Origin of the sequence: Streptomyces sp. NPDC058741 (assembly GCF_042746715.1) — a bacterium.
Classification (GTDB): domain Bacteria; phylum Actinomycetota; class Actinomycetes; order Streptomycetales; family Streptomycetaceae; genus Streptomyces.
Map to the genome: position 1 here is coordinate 37,636 of NZ_JBHYQH010000014.1, position 15,202 is coordinate 52,837.

At 73.6% G+C, this 15,202-nt stretch carries 13 protein-coding genes and 2 pseudogenes; 8 read left to right on the forward strand and 7 right to left on the reverse strand.

Going from position 1 to position 15,202, the window contains the following annotated elements; translation table 11 throughout:
* Positions 1-22 precede the first annotated feature (22 nt).
* The 4 genes from ACFW6P_RS14190 (at position 23) to ACFW6P_RS14205 (ending at position 4,401) form a co-directional block, all read left to right on the forward strand.
* Complete coding sequence (locus tag ACFW6P_RS14190) at positions 23-826, forward strand: Tat pathway signal sequence domain protein (protein ID WP_386347839.1); 804 nt, start codon at positions 23-25, stop codon at positions 824-826.
* 56 nt (positions 827-882) lie between these two features.
* On the forward strand, positions 883-2,205 hold the full coding sequence (locus tag ACFW6P_RS14195) for a copper amine oxidase (RefSeq protein WP_386347842.1): 1,323 nt from the start codon (positions 883-885) through the stop codon (positions 2,203-2,205).
* A gap of 72 nt (positions 2,206-2,277) precedes the next feature.
* The gene (locus ACFW6P_RS14200; protein WP_386348100.1) at positions 2,278-3,549 is read left to right on the forward strand and encodes an SAV2148 family HEPN domain-containing protein; all 1,272 of its coding nucleotides are present in this window, start codon (positions 2,278-2,280) and stop codon (positions 3,547-3,549) included.
* Positions 3,550-3,678: 129 nt separating this feature from the next.
* The gene (locus tag ACFW6P_RS14205) at positions 3,679-4,401 is read left to right on the forward strand and encodes a 3'-5' exonuclease (RefSeq protein WP_386347845.1); all 723 of its coding nucleotides are present in this window, start codon (positions 3,679-3,681) and stop codon (positions 4,399-4,401) included.
* A gap of 672 nt (positions 4,402-5,073) precedes the next feature.
* On the opposite strand, the gene ACFW6P_RS14210 is transcribed toward ACFW6P_RS14205, so the two are convergent.
* On the reverse strand, positions 5,074-5,937 hold the full coding sequence (locus tag ACFW6P_RS14210) for a phosphotransferase enzyme family protein (RefSeq protein WP_386347848.1): 864 nt from the start codon (positions 5,935-5,937) through the stop codon (positions 5,074-5,076).
* A 315-nt stretch (positions 5,938-6,252) separates the two neighbouring features.
* Here ACFW6P_RS14210 and mgt point away from each other — a divergent pair, with 315 nt between their 5' ends.
* On the forward strand, positions 6,253-7,461 hold the full coding sequence (mgt, locus tag ACFW6P_RS14215) for a macrolide-inactivating glycosyltransferase (protein ID WP_386423776.1): 1,209 nt from the start codon (positions 6,253-6,255) through the stop codon (positions 7,459-7,461).
* 102 nt (positions 7,462-7,563) lie between these two features.
* Here the strand turns inward: mgt and ACFW6P_RS14220 are convergent.
* Positions 7,564-7,824, reverse strand: a pseudogene (locus ACFW6P_RS14220) (hypothetical protein); the annotation flags it as partial.
* A 340-nt stretch (positions 7,825-8,164) separates the two neighbouring features.
* On the opposite strand from ACFW6P_RS14220, the gene ACFW6P_RS14225 reads away from it, so the two are divergent.
* From ACFW6P_RS14225 to ACFW6P_RS14235, 3 genes and pseudogenes are all read left to right on the forward strand, one after another.
* Positions 8,165-8,710, forward strand: coding sequence for a DUF1697 domain-containing protein (locus ACFW6P_RS14225; RefSeq protein ID WP_386347852.1), 546 nt, complete (start codon positions 8,165-8,167; stop codon positions 8,708-8,710).
* A complete protein-coding gene (locus ACFW6P_RS14230) occupies positions 8,703-9,077 on the forward strand; it encodes a DUF4440 domain-containing protein (protein WP_386347855.1) in 375 nt (124 codons plus the stop codon). The genes ACFW6P_RS14225 and ACFW6P_RS14230 overlap by 8 nt, the downstream gene beginning before the upstream one ends.
* A gap of 135 nt (positions 9,078-9,212) precedes the next feature.
* A pseudogene (locus ACFW6P_RS14235) lies at positions 9,213-9,740 on the forward strand (GvpL/GvpF family gas vesicle protein); the annotation flags it as partial.
* Between the two features lie 305 nt (positions 9,741-10,045).
* Here the strand turns inward: ACFW6P_RS14235 and ACFW6P_RS14240 are convergent.
* From ACFW6P_RS14240 to ACFW6P_RS14260, 5 genes are all read right to left on the reverse strand, one after another.
* Entirely contained in the window at positions 10,046-10,798 is a 753-nt protein-coding gene (locus ACFW6P_RS14240) for a sirohydrochlorin chelatase (RefSeq protein ID WP_386347858.1), read from the reverse strand.
* Positions 10,799-10,803: 5 nt separating this feature from the next.
* Positions 10,804-11,703: an ABC transporter permease gene (locus ACFW6P_RS14245; protein ID WP_386347861.1), complete on the reverse strand. Its 900-nt coding sequence runs from the start codon at positions 11,701-11,703 to the stop codon at positions 10,804-10,806.
* Complete coding sequence (locus ACFW6P_RS14250; protein WP_386423778.1) at positions 11,690-12,478, reverse strand: ABC transporter ATP-binding protein; 789 nt, start codon at positions 12,476-12,478, stop codon at positions 11,690-11,692. The genes ACFW6P_RS14245 and ACFW6P_RS14250 overlap by 14 nt, the downstream gene beginning before the upstream one ends.
* A gap of 20 nt (positions 12,479-12,498) precedes the next feature.
* The gene (locus tag ACFW6P_RS14255; protein WP_386423779.1) at positions 12,499-13,617 is read right to left on the reverse strand and encodes an aliphatic sulfonate ABC transporter substrate-binding protein; all 1,119 of its coding nucleotides are present in this window, start codon (positions 13,615-13,617) and stop codon (positions 12,499-12,501) included.
* Between the two features lie 250 nt (positions 13,618-13,867).
* Positions 13,868-15,202, reverse strand: a complete 1,335-nt coding sequence (locus ACFW6P_RS14260) for a sulfate adenylyltransferase subunit 1 (RefSeq protein WP_386347869.1) — start codon at positions 15,200-15,202, stop codon at positions 13,868-13,870.

Genomic DNA, 15,202 nt, shown 5'->3' on the forward strand with positions numbered 1-15,202 from the left:
AGCGGGGGAGCAGGGGGAACTCGTGCGCGACACAGTGCACCGCCACCTGGGCAAGGTGGTGGCCGGTACGGCCGTGGCGGTGACCGCCACGGCCCTGATGATGGGGATCACCCTCCCCGGTACGGCCGGGGCGGACGACACGGGGGCCCGGGCGGAGCCGTCCGCCCGTCAGCAGGCCGGACCGGGCCGGGCCGTGGCACCCGGGGTGGTGGAGGAGGCGCCGACCGAGGGGGAGAAGGGCACCGGGCGCGATCCGCTCACCGACGACGAGACGGAACGGGTGGCGAGGATCGCCCTCAGCCCGCAGCTCCTGCGGAGCAGCGAGGGCGTCGACGGGGGCCGGGGCCCGCAGCGCCTCGGCGTCGACCTCGCCGAACCGGAGGCCGGCGAGGCCGGGGACCCGGACGCGCCCCGGCGCGCCGACGTGACCTTCTACGACTACCGGGACGACACCCTCGTCACCCGGACGGTCGACCTCACCACGGGCAAGGTGGTGGCCACCGCCACCCGGCACGGCGTCCAGCCGCCGCTCAGCCGCGCCGAGAAGACCGAGGCGGCCCGGCTGCTCCTGGCCGACCCGCTCGGCGCCGGCCTGAAGGCCGACTACCGGGACGCCACCGGCAGGCAGCTCACCTCCCCGGACGGGCTCCGGCTCAGCGGCGCCGTCTACCGGGCCGCGCCGGGCGCCCAGCCCGCCGTCCTCGACGACTGCGGCGCGCACCGCTGCGTGCGGCTCTTCCCGAAGATCGAGAACGGGCCGTGGATCGACGCCCGGTCGCTGGTGATCGATCTCAGCGCCCGCAAGGTCGCCCGGCTCGACCGCTGACCCGCCGTCCTCGCTCATCCGTCCACCTCGCTCCTCCTGCAGGGAGTCATCTCGTCATGCCCGTGAACAGCAGAAGCAAGCCTCGCACCCGCGCCGTGGTGACAGGTCTCACCCTGGGCGCGCTGGCGGCCGTCGCCACGGCGGGCGCGGGCCCGGCCACCGCCCGCCCCGAGGCCGCCCCCGCGGCGGGAGCGGCCTACTGCGGCGCCGCCCACCGCATCGAGCGCAAGCTCCCCTCCGGCACCACCTGGAAGATGTGCTGGCGCTACGACGGCAAGGCCGGCCTCGTCCTGGAGGACGTCTCCTACCGGCCCAAGGGCGAGCCGAAGCCCGTCAAGATCCTCAACAGCGCCCGGCTCGGCCAGATCCACGTCCCCTACGACGACGGCAGCGTCGAGTTCGACGACCTCACCGGCTTCGACTTCGCCCAGGGCCTGATGAACCTCGCCCCCGGCGAGTGCCCCGGCGGCACCATCAAGACCGTCAAGGTCCCCGACTCCTGGAACGACGACCCGAACGTCAAGGGCCTGTGCACCACCACCCGCTCCCGCGGCCACGCCTACCGCATGCAGGGCGACACCGCGAACAAGGTCTACCAGGCCGAGGGCAGGGACCTGCTCGTCTACACGGTCAACCAGGTGGGCTGGTACGAGTACATGACCGAGTGGCGCTTCCAGGACGACGGCGTGATCACCATGAACGTCGGCGCCACCGGCAGCCTGTCCTACGACGACTACGACGCCGGCGACGGCCGCGGCTGGCCCATCGGCAAGGGCGCCGCCGCCAAGGCCACCAGCCACAGCCACAACGCCTTCTGGCGGCTCGACTTCGCCCTGGACGGCTCCACGAAGAACACCGTCGAGCAGTACGACTCCACCGTCAGCCCACCGGCCCGCGGCCGGCCCGCCCCCAGCACCAAGACCACCCGCACCCGGGTCACGAGGGAACTCGCCGGGGACAGCGAGAACTACCGCTGGTGGCGCGTGGTCAGCGCGGCCGGCCGGAACAAGGACGGACACGCGCGCTCCTACGAGATCGTCCCGGGGCCGACCACCAGGTACCCGGGCCGCGGCTTCACCCGGCACGACGTGTACTTCACGCGGTACGACCGGTGCGAGCTGTTCGCCAGCCACAACCCCGGACCCTGCGCGAGCGGCGCCGGCACCTCCGTCGACACGTGGGTGAACGGGCAGACCCTCGATCACCCGGTGGTCTGGATGAACATCGGCTTCCACCACATCGCCCGCGACGAGGACCAGCAGCCCATGCCCGTCCACTGGCAGGGCTTCTCCCTCGCGCCGCGCGACGTCACCGCCATGAATCCCCTCACTCCGGCCGAACTCGGCTGGCAGAACGGGCACTGGCAGCCACGGAGCTGAGAGCGATGCTGTCCATCCGGCTGCATGGCCGACCGCTCCCGGAGTACCCTTCCTTGATCGTTGGCAAGGGGAGTGCTCGGGGGAGCGGAAGGCGGTGCGCGGGTGGGCTCGGGAGGGCTGGAGTTGCCTCCTGGTGACGAGGGTCACGAGGGGAACTCCACAGACGTCCCGGCCGGAGCCGTGTCCCTGGCACGGCCGATGGACGCGTCGGGCTCGATCGGTCCGGAACTGGACTGGGACGCCGACTCCTGGCGCGAGGTGCGCACCCGCGCCCAGCGGGCCGGCCGGGCCTACATCTGGCTGAACCTGGTGGAACAGCGGCTGCGCGCCTGCGTCGCCGCCGTGCTGCGCCCCGTCTACGAACCCGTCCACGGCGACGACTGGGTGGTGGCCGCGGCCGGGCCGGCGGGCCAGGAGTGGGTGCAGCGCGCGGTGGCCGTGCGCGAGGTCAGCCGCCGCAAGGGCTACCTCCTGGACCCGGCCGACGACAACGTCCTGTCCTTCCTCACGCTGCCCCAGCTGCGCGAGCTGATGGTCCAGCACTGGCCCTGCTTCGAGCCGTACCTCGACGACCGGCGCGACGTCGAACTCGCCCTGGACGAGCTGGAGGTGACCCGCAACGTCGTCTCCCGCAACCGGGCCCTGTCCGAGGCCGTGCTGAACCAGGCCGAGCGGGCCTCGGCGCGGCTGCTGGAGATGCTCGGAGCCGGCGGCGACGTGCCGTCCGCCCGCCGGCTGCCCGTGGACGCGGTCGAGGACCTGGTCGGCGACCGGTACGCCGACGTGGTCGCCGTCCACCCGGACCGGGTCCGGCTGATGCGCCAGTTCCCGGCCGAGGACCTCTTCGGCGGGGCCCGCCGCCTCGACGCCATCGGCATCGGCCTCAACCTGCTCGTGCAGAACTTCTCCGGGCGCCGCCTCGTGCGGCTCGCCGAGTCCGGCTGCCGGGTCAGGCTGCTGTTCCTCAACCCCGCCTCCAGCGCGGTCAAACGGCGCGAGCGGGAGCTCGGCATCAAGCGCGGCGAGCTCAGCCGCTCCGTCGAGATGAACATCCTGCACATGCGCCGGGTCCGCGCCCGGCTGCGCGACCCGGACGCCTTCGAGATCCAGGTCTTCGACGAGACGCCCCGCTTCACGGCGTACCTGGTCGACGGCGACGGCGCCGACGGCATCGCGGTCGTGCAGAACTACCTGCGCCGGACCCGGGGCATGGAGGCACCGGTCCTCGTGCTGCGCAACGGGAGCAAGGTGGTCAAGTCGGGCGAGGTCGACGAAAGCGGCCTCTTCCCCACGTACCGCGAGGAGTTCGAGGTGATGTGGGCGGATTCGCGCCCGGTGTCGTGAAGTGCGCACCGTCGAGCGGTGGTTCACCGGCCGCCGCCGGGGACGAACGGAACGCGGACCTCTGGTTGTCAGTGGTGCGTGGGAAGGTGGATACCACTGGGGGACGCACCACAAGGAGGGGGACCGCCCATGGGCTGGCACCGGGAGCTGCTGATCGGCTTCGACCTGGAGACGACGGGCACGGATCCGCGCGAGGCGCGCATCGTCACAGGGGCCGTCGTCGAGGTCAGCGGCGGGGAGTCGATGGGGCGCCGGGAGTGGCTGGCCGACCCCGGGGTGCCGATCCCTGAGGACGCGGTGGCGGTGCACGGCATCAGCAACGAGCGGGCGGCGGCGGAGGGCGGACCGGCCGACCAGGTCGCGGACGCCCTCGCCGACGTGCTCACCACGTACTGGAAGGCGGGTGTGCCGGTCGTCGCCTACAACGCGACCTTCGACCTGACGCTCCTGACCGCCGAACTGCGGCGCCACGGCCTGCCGTCCCTGCGCGACCGCCTGGGCGGCGCCGACCCGGCCCCGGTCATCGACCCCTACACGATCGACCGCCGGGTCGACCGCTACCGCCGCGGCAAGCGCAACCTGGAAGCGGTCTGCGCCGAGTACGGCGTCGTCCTGGGCACCGCCCACGACGCCCTGGCCGACGCCCTCGCGGCGGCCCGCCTGGCCTGCGCGATAGCCGACCGCCACCCCAAGATCGCCGCCCTGGGCCCGGCCGCCCTGCACCGGAGCCAGATCGAGTGGTACGCGCAGTGGGCGGCGGACTTCCAGAGCTTCCTGCGCGGCAAGGGCGACGCGACGGCGCTGGTCGACGGGGCGTGGCCGTTGCGGGAGTGGGCGGACCAGAAGGTCTGACGGACCCGGGGGCCGGCCCCGCGGACCCGGCGCCGAGGGCGGGAGAGGCAGGCGTGCCGCCGGACAGGGACGACGTGACGTCCGCCGAGCGGCCCTCGTCCCCGGCGAGCACGGCACCTGCGCCCTCACGGTCGACCGTGCGGGCAGCCGCCCGCCCCGTATCGCGGTCTGCCGGTACGACCACGACCACGGCGACGACGGCGGCCGGCACGTGCTGCCCGACCGCCCCCACCCGGTCCTGCCGCAGGAGGCCCCTGACCCCGTCGGCGGGACCCCGCCCGTGCTGCTCCTAGGACGGTGATCAGGGCTGCATCCAGACACGGGCCGGGTGTCCCCGCTGCGGCGGGCCGGCGTCGTCGTCAGGCGGGCCGGTGGTCCCGGTCCGGCGGGGCCGGTATTCCCGGTCCGCGTAGCCGGTGGCCCCGGTCCGGCGGGCCGGTGTCGTCGTCTGGCGGGCCGGTGGCCCCGGTCCGGCGGGGCGGTGTCGTCTGGCGGCCCGGTGTCGCATCAGCCGGCTGAAGCGGTTCGTCGACAACGACACCCGCTATGAGCCGTTCCTCCGCCCGCCGCCCCGGCCGGGCCCGTCGGCCGCGGAGTTCCGGAGCAGCTGCCAGGGCACCGGGTGACCCCGGCCGGCATCGCCCGACGTGCGGCGCGGCCCGGCAAGGCCGTTCAGAACGGGTACCACCGCACCGTCTCGTCCCCCTCGCGCAGGGACGCCACGCGACGCCGGAATTCGGCCAGTGCCTGGGGGCGGCCCGGCGCGTGCTGGGCCACCCAGGCGCAACTGGCCGTCTCCCGCGCGCCGCGCAGCACGGAACAGCCCTCCCACTCCCGCACGTCCCAGCCGTAGGCGCGGGTGAACGACGCGTATGCCTCGTCCGGGAGGCCGTACCGGTCGTGGGACAGGGCCATGACCACGAGGTCGTGCTCGCGCAGGTCCGCCGACACCGTCTCCAGGTCGACCAGGACGGGGCCCCCGGGCCCGACATGCACGTTGCGCGGCAGCGCGTCCCCGTGGATGACGCCCGGCGGCAGATGCGGTGTCAGCGCCGCGGCCGCCGCGGCGAAACCGTCCCGGCGCTGCCGCAGGTACGCCGCGTCCGCCGGATCGATCGCCTCCCCCGCGAGCCGCAGCCACCGCTCCACGCCGCCCAGCAGGTCCCGCGCGGGCAGCTCGAACGGCGGCGCGGGTGTGGCGTGCACCAGCCGCAGCAGCGCGGCCAGATCCCGGGGCTCCGCGGGCCGCACGGCATCCGGCAGCCGGTGCCACACCGTCACCGGGTGCCCGTCCACCAGCAGCGCCTTCGGCTCGGCCGCCCGCACCGCCGGCACGCCCGCCTCGGCCAGCCACCCCGCCACGTCCAGTTCGCGACGGGCCCGGTCGAGGAGCTCGGCGTCCCGGCCGACCTTGACGACCAGGTCGCCGGCGGCGAACACCGCGTTCTCGCCCAGCGAGAGCAGCTGTGCCCCACCGGCGGCGCCGGGCAGCACTCCCGCCGCCGCCAGTACCTCCCGCGCCCGTGCCTCGTCCATCGTGCGCCTCCGTCGTCCGCGTTCGGGCCGTCGAGTCCCGGCCGTCCGCCGGCCAGTGTCGCATCGGTACAGGTGGGAGAGTGCGCGGGGTCCTGGCGCGGCACCGGTGGGTGTGTGCCGCCGCCGCGCACGGGGCTCACCCGAGGCGCTGGGGGCCGCCGGTTCCGGGCGGTGCGGCTCGGCTCGGTGGGCCGGGGCCGGGGCTGGGGCGGTGGCCGAGGCCGCGCGAGGCGCTGACCTCGCCGGACGCGGGAGCGCGCGGCAGAACGCAATATGAAGTTGCACGAGACGTATCGTCTCGCCTAGGGTCGCCGCATGACCAGCCGCGCCCACATCGCCATGTTCTCCATCGCCGCCCACGGCCACGTGAACCCCAGCCTGGAGGTGATCCGCGAGCTCGTCGCCCGCGGGCACCGCGTGACCTACGCGATCCCGCCGGTCTTCGGGGGGAAGGCCGCGGCCACCGGCGCCGAGGTGAAGCCCTGGAACTCGATCCTGCCCTCGCCCGACGACGACCCGGAGGCGTGGGGGAGCACGCTGCTGGACAACGTGGAGCCGTTCCTCGACGACGCCGTCCAGGCCCTCCCGCAGCTGATCGAGGCCTACGAGGGCGACGAGCCGGACCTCGTGCTGCACGACATCGCCTCCTACCCGGGCCGGGTGCTCGCCCACCGCTGGGGCGTGCCCGCGATCTCCCTGTCACCGGCCATGGTCGCCTGGGAGGGGTACGAGCAGGAGGTCGCCGAGCCCCTGTGGGAGGAGCCGAGGAAGACCGAGCGGGGCCGTGCCTACTACGCCCGCTTCGGGGCCTGGCTGGAGGAGAACGGGATCACCCTGCACCCCGACGTGTTCGCGGGCCGGCCGGACCGTTCCCTCGTGCTGATCCCCAAGGCGCTCCAGCCGCACGCGGACCGTGTCGACGAGAGCGTGTACTCCTTCGTCGGCACCTGCCAGGGTGACCGCACCGCCGAGGGCGGCTGGCAGCGGCCCGCCGGTGCCGGGAAGGTCGTCCTCGTCTCGCTCGGGTCGGCCTTCACCAAGCGGCCCGGCTTCTACCGGGAGTGTGTCAAGGCGTTCGGCGACCTGCCCGGCTGGCACCTGGTGCTCTCGATCGGCAAGCACGTCGACCCGGCCGAGATCGGCCCGGTCCCCGCCGGCGTCGAGGTCCGCGACTGGGTGCCGCAGCCGGCGGTCCTCCGGCAGGCCGACCTGTTCGTCACACACGCCGGCGCGGGCGGCAGCCAGGAGGGCCTCGTCACGGCCACGCCGATGATCGCCGTACCGCAGGCCGCCGACCAGTTCGCCAACGCGGCCCTGCTGGAAGCCCTCGGTGTCGCCCGGACGTTGAGCACCGAGGAGGCGACCGGCGAGGCCCTGCGCGAGGCGGCTCTCGCCCTCGTCGACGACCCCGAGGTCGCCCGCCGCCTGAAGGAGATCCAGACCCGGACGGCCCAGGAGGGCGGCACGCGCCGGGCGGCCGACCTCATCGAGGCGGAACTGGCCGCCCACCGCGCCCAGGGGTGAACGGCGCGTCGGCACGGGACGACGAGGCGGCCGACGGGCCCCGACGCGCCCGGAGCCGGCAGCGGTCGTCGGACCCTGAGGGGCTCGCCCTCGTCGTCCCGTGCCGTCGCGCCTCGCCTGGATCAGCACGTTCTCACCGGCCGTCTCGTCGATGCCGGCCTCCTCGACGATGCGGGCGGCGGTGTGCGTCTCGCCCTTCAGCCGGCCGCTGTCCTCGACGTCGACCCGGCCGGCCGCCGAGCCGAGCCCCATCGCCAGGACGACGAACAGCACCCAGATCCCGACGGCAGCCCATCGGTGCCGGGCGTTCCAGCCACCGGCCCGGGCGGCGAGACCCCGCACCCGTGGTTCTCCGTGACTCATGACGGGCTCGCCCCCTCGTGATGCCGCGACGACCCCCTGCCGTCCCCTTCCGTCTCGACGGTCAGGGCCCGGACAGGACCATCTCGTCGTGCTGCCCGGAGACGTGACGGGACCGGAACTCATCCGGTCGAAGCGCGCGCCCTCCCCACCGGGAAGGACCGGGACGCACCGTGGTCCCCTACACCTATCGGGTGGGACCCTGAGCTCCACGGTTGTGTGGATCCTGGGCAGAAGGTTGTGCACCACACCGACCGGTGAGTAACTTACGGGGCCGGGCAGCTGCCCGGCCGGCCGTCGTGCCCACCCCCACGGGGCACGACGGCCGTCTTATGGTGTGCGGATGACGACGTATGCGGCACTGCTGCGGGGTATCAACGCGGGCGGCAGCAGGAAGGTCCCCATGGCGGACCTGCGCGAGCTCCTCACCGGCCTCGGCTACGGCGACGTACGCACCTACCTGCAGAGCGGCCAGGCCGTGTTCTCCGGCGGCCGCGGCGACGTGGACGCACTGGCCGCCGAGATCGCCCGGGCCCTGGAGGAGCGCTTCGGTTTCGGCGCCGACGTGATCGTGCGCGACCACGCCTATCTGCGGGCGATCGCGGAGGCCTGCCCCTACCCGGCCGGCGAGCTGGAGCCCAGGCAGCTCCACGTCACCTACTTCTCCGCACCCGTCACCCCCGACCGCTTCGCGGAGATCGACCGGGCCGCCTACGCCCCCGAGGAGTTCAGCCTCGGCGACCGCGCCCTCTACCTGTACACCCCGAACGGCCTGGGCCGCTCCAGGCTGGCCGAACACCTCTCGAAACCCCGCATCACCAAGGGCGTCGTCGCCACGAGCCGCAACTGGAACACCGTCCTGAAGCTGGTGGAGCTGACCGGTGCGTGACCGTACCTCGGAGGTCGAGGCCGTCGTCGAACGCGAACTGGCCCTGCTCACCCCCAGGATCCGCGTCTCGCCCGAGCGGGTGGACGCGCTGCTGCACCCGGAGTTCCAGGAGTTCGGCGCCTCCGGGCGGCACTGGAGCCGGGCCGCCATCATCGCCTCCCTGGCCGCCACCACCGACCCGGAGGGCCGCCCGGTCGCCGTCTCCGCGCTGCGCGGCGTACAGCTCGCCCCCGACCTGGTCCACCTCAGCTACGACACCGAGTACGAGGGCAGCCGGGCACACCGCAGCTCGCTGTGGCGGCGGACCGAGTCCGGATGGCTGCTCTGGTTCCACCAGGCGACGCCGTTCAGCGAGCCGCGGGCCTGACCCGGCCGCGGGCGGGTCCGACGCGCCGGCCGCCGGATGAACGCCGCGGTCACCCCCTCCGTACCTACCCGGGGACGGCACGAGCACGGAGTCCCGCGAGAGGGATGGCACGGCCACCGGCAGGAGCCCGCAGCCATGACCGACACGCAGCTCGTCCAGGCCTGCGTGGTCCTTCGCCGCACCCCCGGGGCCGCGGCGGCCGCGGTCCGGCTGCGCGGTGTCGCCGGAGAGGCCATCCACCTGGTCGCCTCCGCGGCCGGCGGCCCCCCACTCGCCTTCGCCGTCAGCCACCTCCCGCCCGCCGGCCCCGACCTCGACGACCTGGACCGGCTGGAGTCCGCGGTCCGCTCCCACCACGCCGTGGTGGCCGCCGTGGTGGCCTCCGGCGCCGCCGTCCTCCCACTGCGCCTCGCCACCGTCCACCCCGACGAGGACAGCGCCCGGCGGGCCCTCGACACCCGCCGCGCCTCCTTCCTCTCCCTGCTGAACCGCCTCACGGGCCATGTCGAACTCGGCGTCAGGGTCTACGCCGCCCCGGACATCGCCCCACCCGCGGCGGACACCGACGACCCGGCCGCCGGCAGGGGCCGGGCCTGCCAGGTGATCCGCCGCCGCAGGCGGCGCCGGAACGAAGAGGCCTGGCGCACGCTCGCCCAGGCCGCGGCCCGCCTCACCGGGACCGCCGGCACCCTCGCCGTCGACCGCGTCGCCCACACCCTCGAACGCGGCGGCCTCACGGGCCCGGCTTCCGGCACCGGCACTCGGCAACGACGCCTACCTCGTCCGGCCGCGTCGGCGCCTTCCGCGCGGGCGTCCTGGCGGCCGCCGAGGACGTCCCCGGCCTCCGCGTGGAGATCACCGGGCCGTGGTCCCCGTACTCCTTCGCCCTCCAGCCGGATCCCCGCGAGGAACCGGCCGCGTGACCCCGTCCCCGGAGGGCCCGGCCGGATTCGCGGTCACGGCCTTCCTCAGGCGCTCACGGCCCTCGACAACGGCACCCGCGCCGCCTCGAACCGCTCCAGCACCACCCGCGCCACCTCGGGCGCCGGGCCCAGGACGTCCGCGAGGACGTCCGCCTCCGACGCGCCCCGGGCGATGCGGTCCGGGAGGAAGCCGGGGGCCAGGACGTAAGGCGCCACGGCGACCCGGGCGCAGCCGAGGGCGCGCAGTTCGCGCACCACGTCCCGCGTGCCCGGGAACCCCCCGGGACTGCCGGCGGAGGCGAACGCAGGCCGCACGGCGCACCAGCCGGTGTGCCGCCACTCCCGCGCGATATCTGCGATCACCGCGATCGCCTCCGGGTCGGTGGACCCCGCCGAGGCCAGGACGACCCCGGTCGAGGACTTGTCGGAGGGGGCCAGCCCCGCCTCGTGCAGGCGCCGTTCCAGGGCGCCGAGCAGCAGGGGAGAGGGGCCGAGGACGTCCGCCTGGTGGATGCGCAACCGCGGGGGCGCCTCCGCCAGCACCGCCGGGATGTCCGCCTTGGCGTGGAACGCCCGGGTCAGCAGCAGGGGAAGGGCGACCACGTCGCGGACGCCCTGAGCGGCCAGGGACTCCAGGACCCCCCGCACCGACGGCACGTTGAAGTCCAGGAAGCCCGTCTCCACCCGCAGACCGGGCCGCAGCCCACGCACCCGACGTGCCAGGGCCTGCACCGTAGCGGCGTGGCGCGGGTCGCGGCTGCCGTGGGCGATGACGAGGAGCACGGGCGGGGCGCTCATGGCACTCAGCCCTTCACCAGCAGACCGCGGCTGCGCAGCACCCACCGCTCCAGCGGACTGAAGATCAGCAGGTCGATGGCGATGCCGACGACGAGGATCAGCAGGATGGCCTCGAACACCATGGCCATGTCGCTGGCGTTGCGGCCGTTCTCCAGCAACTGGCCGAGGCCGACGCCGAGGTCGGGGAAGGAGGCGATGATCTCCGCGGCCATCAGGGAGCGCCAGGAGAAGGCCCAGCCCTGCTTCAGGCCCGCCACGTAACCGGGCAGGGCGGCGGGCAGCACGATGTGCCAGGTGCCCTTCAGTCCCGTCGCGCCCAGGGTGCGGCCCGCGCGCAGGAACAGCGGCGGCACCTGGTCGACGCCCGACACCAGGCCGTTGGCGATCGACGGCACCGCGCCGAGCAGGATCACCGCGTACATCATCGAGTTGTTCAGACCCAGCCAGATCACCGCCGGCGGCACCCAGGCGACCGAGGGAAGCGACTGCAGGCCGGACAGGATCGGGCCGATCGCCGCCCGCACGACCTTCACCCGGGCCACGATCAGCCCCAGCGGCGTGCCGATCAGCAGCGCGAGGCAGAAGCCGAGCAGGCCGCGCGAGACGCTGGTCCAGATGTAGCCGAGCAGTTCGCCCTGGAGCCACGCCGTGTGCACCACGGCCCAGACGTCCGACGGCGCGGGCAGCTTGGTCGGGTCGTCGACGATCCGGAACGAGACGAGGGCCTGCCACAGGGCCAGCACCAGCGCGACGGCGATCACGGGCGGCAGGATCTTCTCGGTGAAGGTCTGCCGGAACGGCGTACGGCTGGTCTGCACGGTCTCCAGCGCGTCGAGGCCCGCCTCCAGACCGGCGAGATCGCTGCCGTCCTTGGCGACGGTCGTCGTCGGATCAGTGCTGGCCATGACGGCGGATCTCCCCACGAAGCTCTTCGGTGATCTCGACGGACAGCTCCGCCACGGCGGTGTCCTCGATACGGCGCGGATGCGGGATGTCCACCCGCCACTCGCGGGCGATCCGCCCCGGCCGCGACGACAGCAGCACCACGCGCTGCGCGAGCCGCACCGCCTCGCGCACGTTGTGCGTGACGAACAGCACGGACAGCCGCGTCTCGCGCCAGATGCGGGTCAGTTCGTCGTGCAGCACGTCCCGGGTGATGGCGTCGAGCGCCGCGAACGGCTCGTCCATCAGCAGCAGTCTGCTCTCCTGGGCGAGCGCCCGGGCCAGCGCGACCCGCTGGCGCATACCGCCGGACAGCTCGTGCACCCGCTTGCCGTACGCGCCCTTCAGCCGCACCAGTTCGAGCAGTTCCTCGGCCCGGCCGCGCCGCTCGGCCTTCGCCACGCCCCGCAGCTTCAGGGCGAGTTCGACGTTCTTGCCCGCGGTCAGCCACGGGAACAGCGCGTGCTCCTGGAACATCAGTGCCGGACGGCCGTCCGTGGTGATCGCGCCGGTGGTCGGCCGGTCCAGGCCCGCCACCAGGTTGAGCAGCGTGGACTTGCCGCAGCCCGAGGCCCCCAGGAGGGTGACGAACTCGCCGGGCGCGACATCGAGGGTGATGTCGTCCAGGACGAGCTGCCGCCCCGCGGGTCCTGCGAACGACTTCGAGACGTGCTCGATCCGAGCGGCGTGGGTGGCCGTCTCGGTGCCGTCGGCGGCCTTGGCGAGGGTCGTGGCCATGGTCGTCACCTCCTGGGAACTCATCGGGATCGGGCTTGCTTCGCGCCGAGACCGGCGTCGTCGACCGTGGGCTCGCCGGCGGCCTCGAGGACCTTGTTCAGCGGGGCGAGGTCGTAGATGCCGGTCAGGTCCGGCTTCCGCAGCAGCCCCGCGCGGACCGCGTGCTCCGCCTCGGCGGTGAGGGTGGAGGCCAGCGGGTCGTCGGTGAAGCGGATCGACCTCCACGCCGGGTCGAGCACCTCGGCGGGCAGCGCCTTGCCGGAGTCCCGCTCCAGCCGCTCGTTCGCCACCCGCTTCGCCGCGTCCGGATGGGCGTTGATCCACTTGTTCGTCTCGACCGAGCCCTTCAGGACGGCTTCGACGACCTTGGGGTGCTTCTCGAGGAACTCCTGCCGCACGACGATGTTCGTGATCACGAACTTCCCGTCCGGCCACAGCGACGTCTCGTCGAGCAGCTCCTTGCCGCCTTCCGCGACCAGCTTCGACGCGGTCGGCTCCGGCACCCAGGCGCCGTCGACGGACCCGGACCGGAACGCGTCCGGGGTGACCTTGTTGTCGCTGCGGACGACCGTGACGTCACCCCGGCCGCTCTGCGGGTCGACCTTCCAGCCCTGCTCCGCGGCCCAGTTGAGGAACGCCACGTCCTGGGTGTTGCCGAGCTGCGGGGTCGCGATCCGCTTGCCCCGCACGTCCTGGAGCGACCTGATCTTCTCCGGGTTCACCACGAGCTTCACGCCGCCGGAGGCCGAACCGCCGATGATGCGCAGGTTGCTGCCCTGGGACTTGACGTAGCCGTTGATCGCCGGGGACGGGCCGATCCAGCCGATGTCCAGGGAACCGGAGTTGAGCGCCTCGATCGCGGAGGGTCCGGCGTTGAAGACGGCCGGCGCGGCCCGGGTGGCGCCGAGCTCCTTCTGGAAGAAGCCCTTCTCCATGCCCACCAGCGCGGTGCCGTGGGTGAGGTTGCGGAAGTAGCCGATCCTGACGCTGTCGAGACCCTCGATCTTCTGCGCCCCGGCGGCGATCCGGGCGGCCCCGTCGTCCTTGGCCTGGGAACCGTAGCCGCACGCCGCGAGCGTGAGCAGCGGGAGTGCGGCCAGGAGCGCGAGGCCGCGGCGCAGGGCGGATGAAGCAGGCACGGAAGGTGGTCCTCTCACGGGCCCGGCGGTCGCGGTCCGGTCAGGTCGCGGCCGGGTGATCGGCGGGTTTTCGTCTACGGCGGTGGGGGCTGCGGGCGCGCGGGCAGTGCGCGGACGTCAGCGCGCACATCGCGCCACTCCGCCCTGCCCGCTCCCGAGAGCACCTCCCCCGGACTTCGTCCGGGGGGACCCCCAGCCGGCGCGGCCGCCCTTCTTCACGAACATCGGGTAAGAGCCGGTGGGGGTCATGTCAGAAGTCCCACCCGTCGTCCTCGGCCTCGTCCTTGACGGGCTCCGGGGCGGCGAAGGACTCGCCGACCATGCCGGCGGTCAGGGTGGTGCCGTCGTTCGGGTCGATCAGGATGAACGAGCCCGTGCGCCGCGAGTCGGCGTAGGAGTCGACCGGCAGCGGCTCGGCGGTGCGCACCTTCACCCGGCCGATGTCGTTGGCGACGAGCTGCCCCGGGTGCGGGTGCAGAGACAGGTCGTCGAGCGTGAGGCGGGACGGGATGTCCTTGACGATCGCCTTGACCGTGCGCGTGCCGTGCTTGAGCAGCACCCGGTGCCCGACGGTCAGCGGGGCGTCCGCGACATGGCAGACGGTCGCCTCGATGTCCTGCGTGGTGGCCGGGGCGTCCTTGCTCGGCACGATCAGGTCGCCGCGCGAGATGTCGATGTCGTCCTCCAGCAGGAGCGTCACCGACTGCGTCGTCCAGGCGACGTCGACCGGCTCGCCCAGCAGGTCGATGCCGGAGATCCTGGAGGCGCGGCCCGAGGGCAGCACCGTGACGGCCTCGCCGACGCGGAACGAACCGGCCGCGATCTGGCCGGCGTACCCCCGGTAGTCGGGGTGCTCCGCGCTCTGCGGCCGGATCACGTACTGCACGGGCAGCCGGGCGTGGCAGTGGCTCAGGTCGTGGCTGACCGGCACTGTCTCCAGGTGCTCCAGCACCGTCGGGCCGCCGTACCAGTCCATGTTCGCGCTCGGCTCCACCACGTTGTCGCCGACCAGCGCCGAGATCGGGATGGCGGTGACCTCGGGGACGCCCAGCTCGGTGGCGTACGCCGTGAACTCCTCGGCGATGCGGGCGAACACCTTCTCGTCGTAGGCGGCGAGGTCCATCTTGTTCACCGCGAGGACCACGTGCGGCACCCGCAGCAGGGCGGCGATGGCCGCGTGCCGGCGGGTCTGCTCGACGACGCCGTTGCGGGCGTCGACCAGGATGACCGTCAGCTCGGCCGTGGAGGCACCGGTGACCATGTTGCGCGTGTACTGCACGTGGCCGGGGGTGTCGGCGAGGATGAACCGCCGCCGGGACGTGGCGAAGTAGCGGTAGGCCACGTCGATGGTGATGCCCTGCTCCCGCTCGGCGCGCAGGCCGTCCGTCAGCAGCGCGAGGTCCGGCGCCTCCTGGCCCCGGCTCGCGGAGACGCGCTCGACGGCCTCCAGCTGGTCGGTGAGGACCGACTTGGAGTCGTGCAGCAGCCGGCCCACCAGGGTGGACTTGCCGTCGTCGACGGAGCCGGCGGTGGCGAACCGCAGCAGGGTGGTGGCCGAGAGCTCCTCGGTCGTGATCGTGCTCAT

Coding starts and splice junctions, on each gene's coding strand:
- ACFW6P_RS14225 (WP_386347852.1), top strand. CDS start 8,165: ATGACGACGTATGCGGCACTGCTGCGGGGTATCAACGCGGGCGGCAGC.
- ACFW6P_RS14195 (WP_386347842.1), top strand. CDS start 883: ATGCCCGTGAACAGCAGAAGCAAGCCTCGCACCCGCGCCGTGGTGACA.
- ACFW6P_RS14240 (WP_386347858.1), bottom strand. CDS start 10,798: ATGAGCGCCCCGCCCGTGCTCCTCGTCATCGCCCACGGCAGCCGCGAC.
- ACFW6P_RS14205 (WP_386347845.1), top strand. CDS start 3,679: ATGGGCTGGCACCGGGAGCTGCTGATCGGCTTCGACCTGGAGACGACG.
- ACFW6P_RS14245 (WP_386347861.1), bottom strand. CDS start 11,703: ATGGCCAGCACTGATCCGACGACGACCGTCGCCAAGGACGGCAGCGAT.
- mgt (WP_386423776.1), top strand. CDS start 6,253: ATGACCAGCCGCGCCCACATCGCCATGTTCTCCATCGCCGCCCACGGC.
- ACFW6P_RS14250 (WP_386423778.1), bottom strand. CDS start 12,478: ATGGCCACGACCCTCGCCAAGGCCGCCGACGGCACCGAGACGGCCACC.
- ACFW6P_RS14260 (WP_386347869.1), bottom strand. CDS start 15,202: ATGAGCACGATCACGACCGAGGAGCTCTCGGCCACCACCCTGCTGCGG.
- ACFW6P_RS14210 (WP_386347848.1), bottom strand. CDS start 5,937: ATGGACGAGGCACGGGCGCGGGAGGTACTGGCGGCGGCGGGAGTGCTG.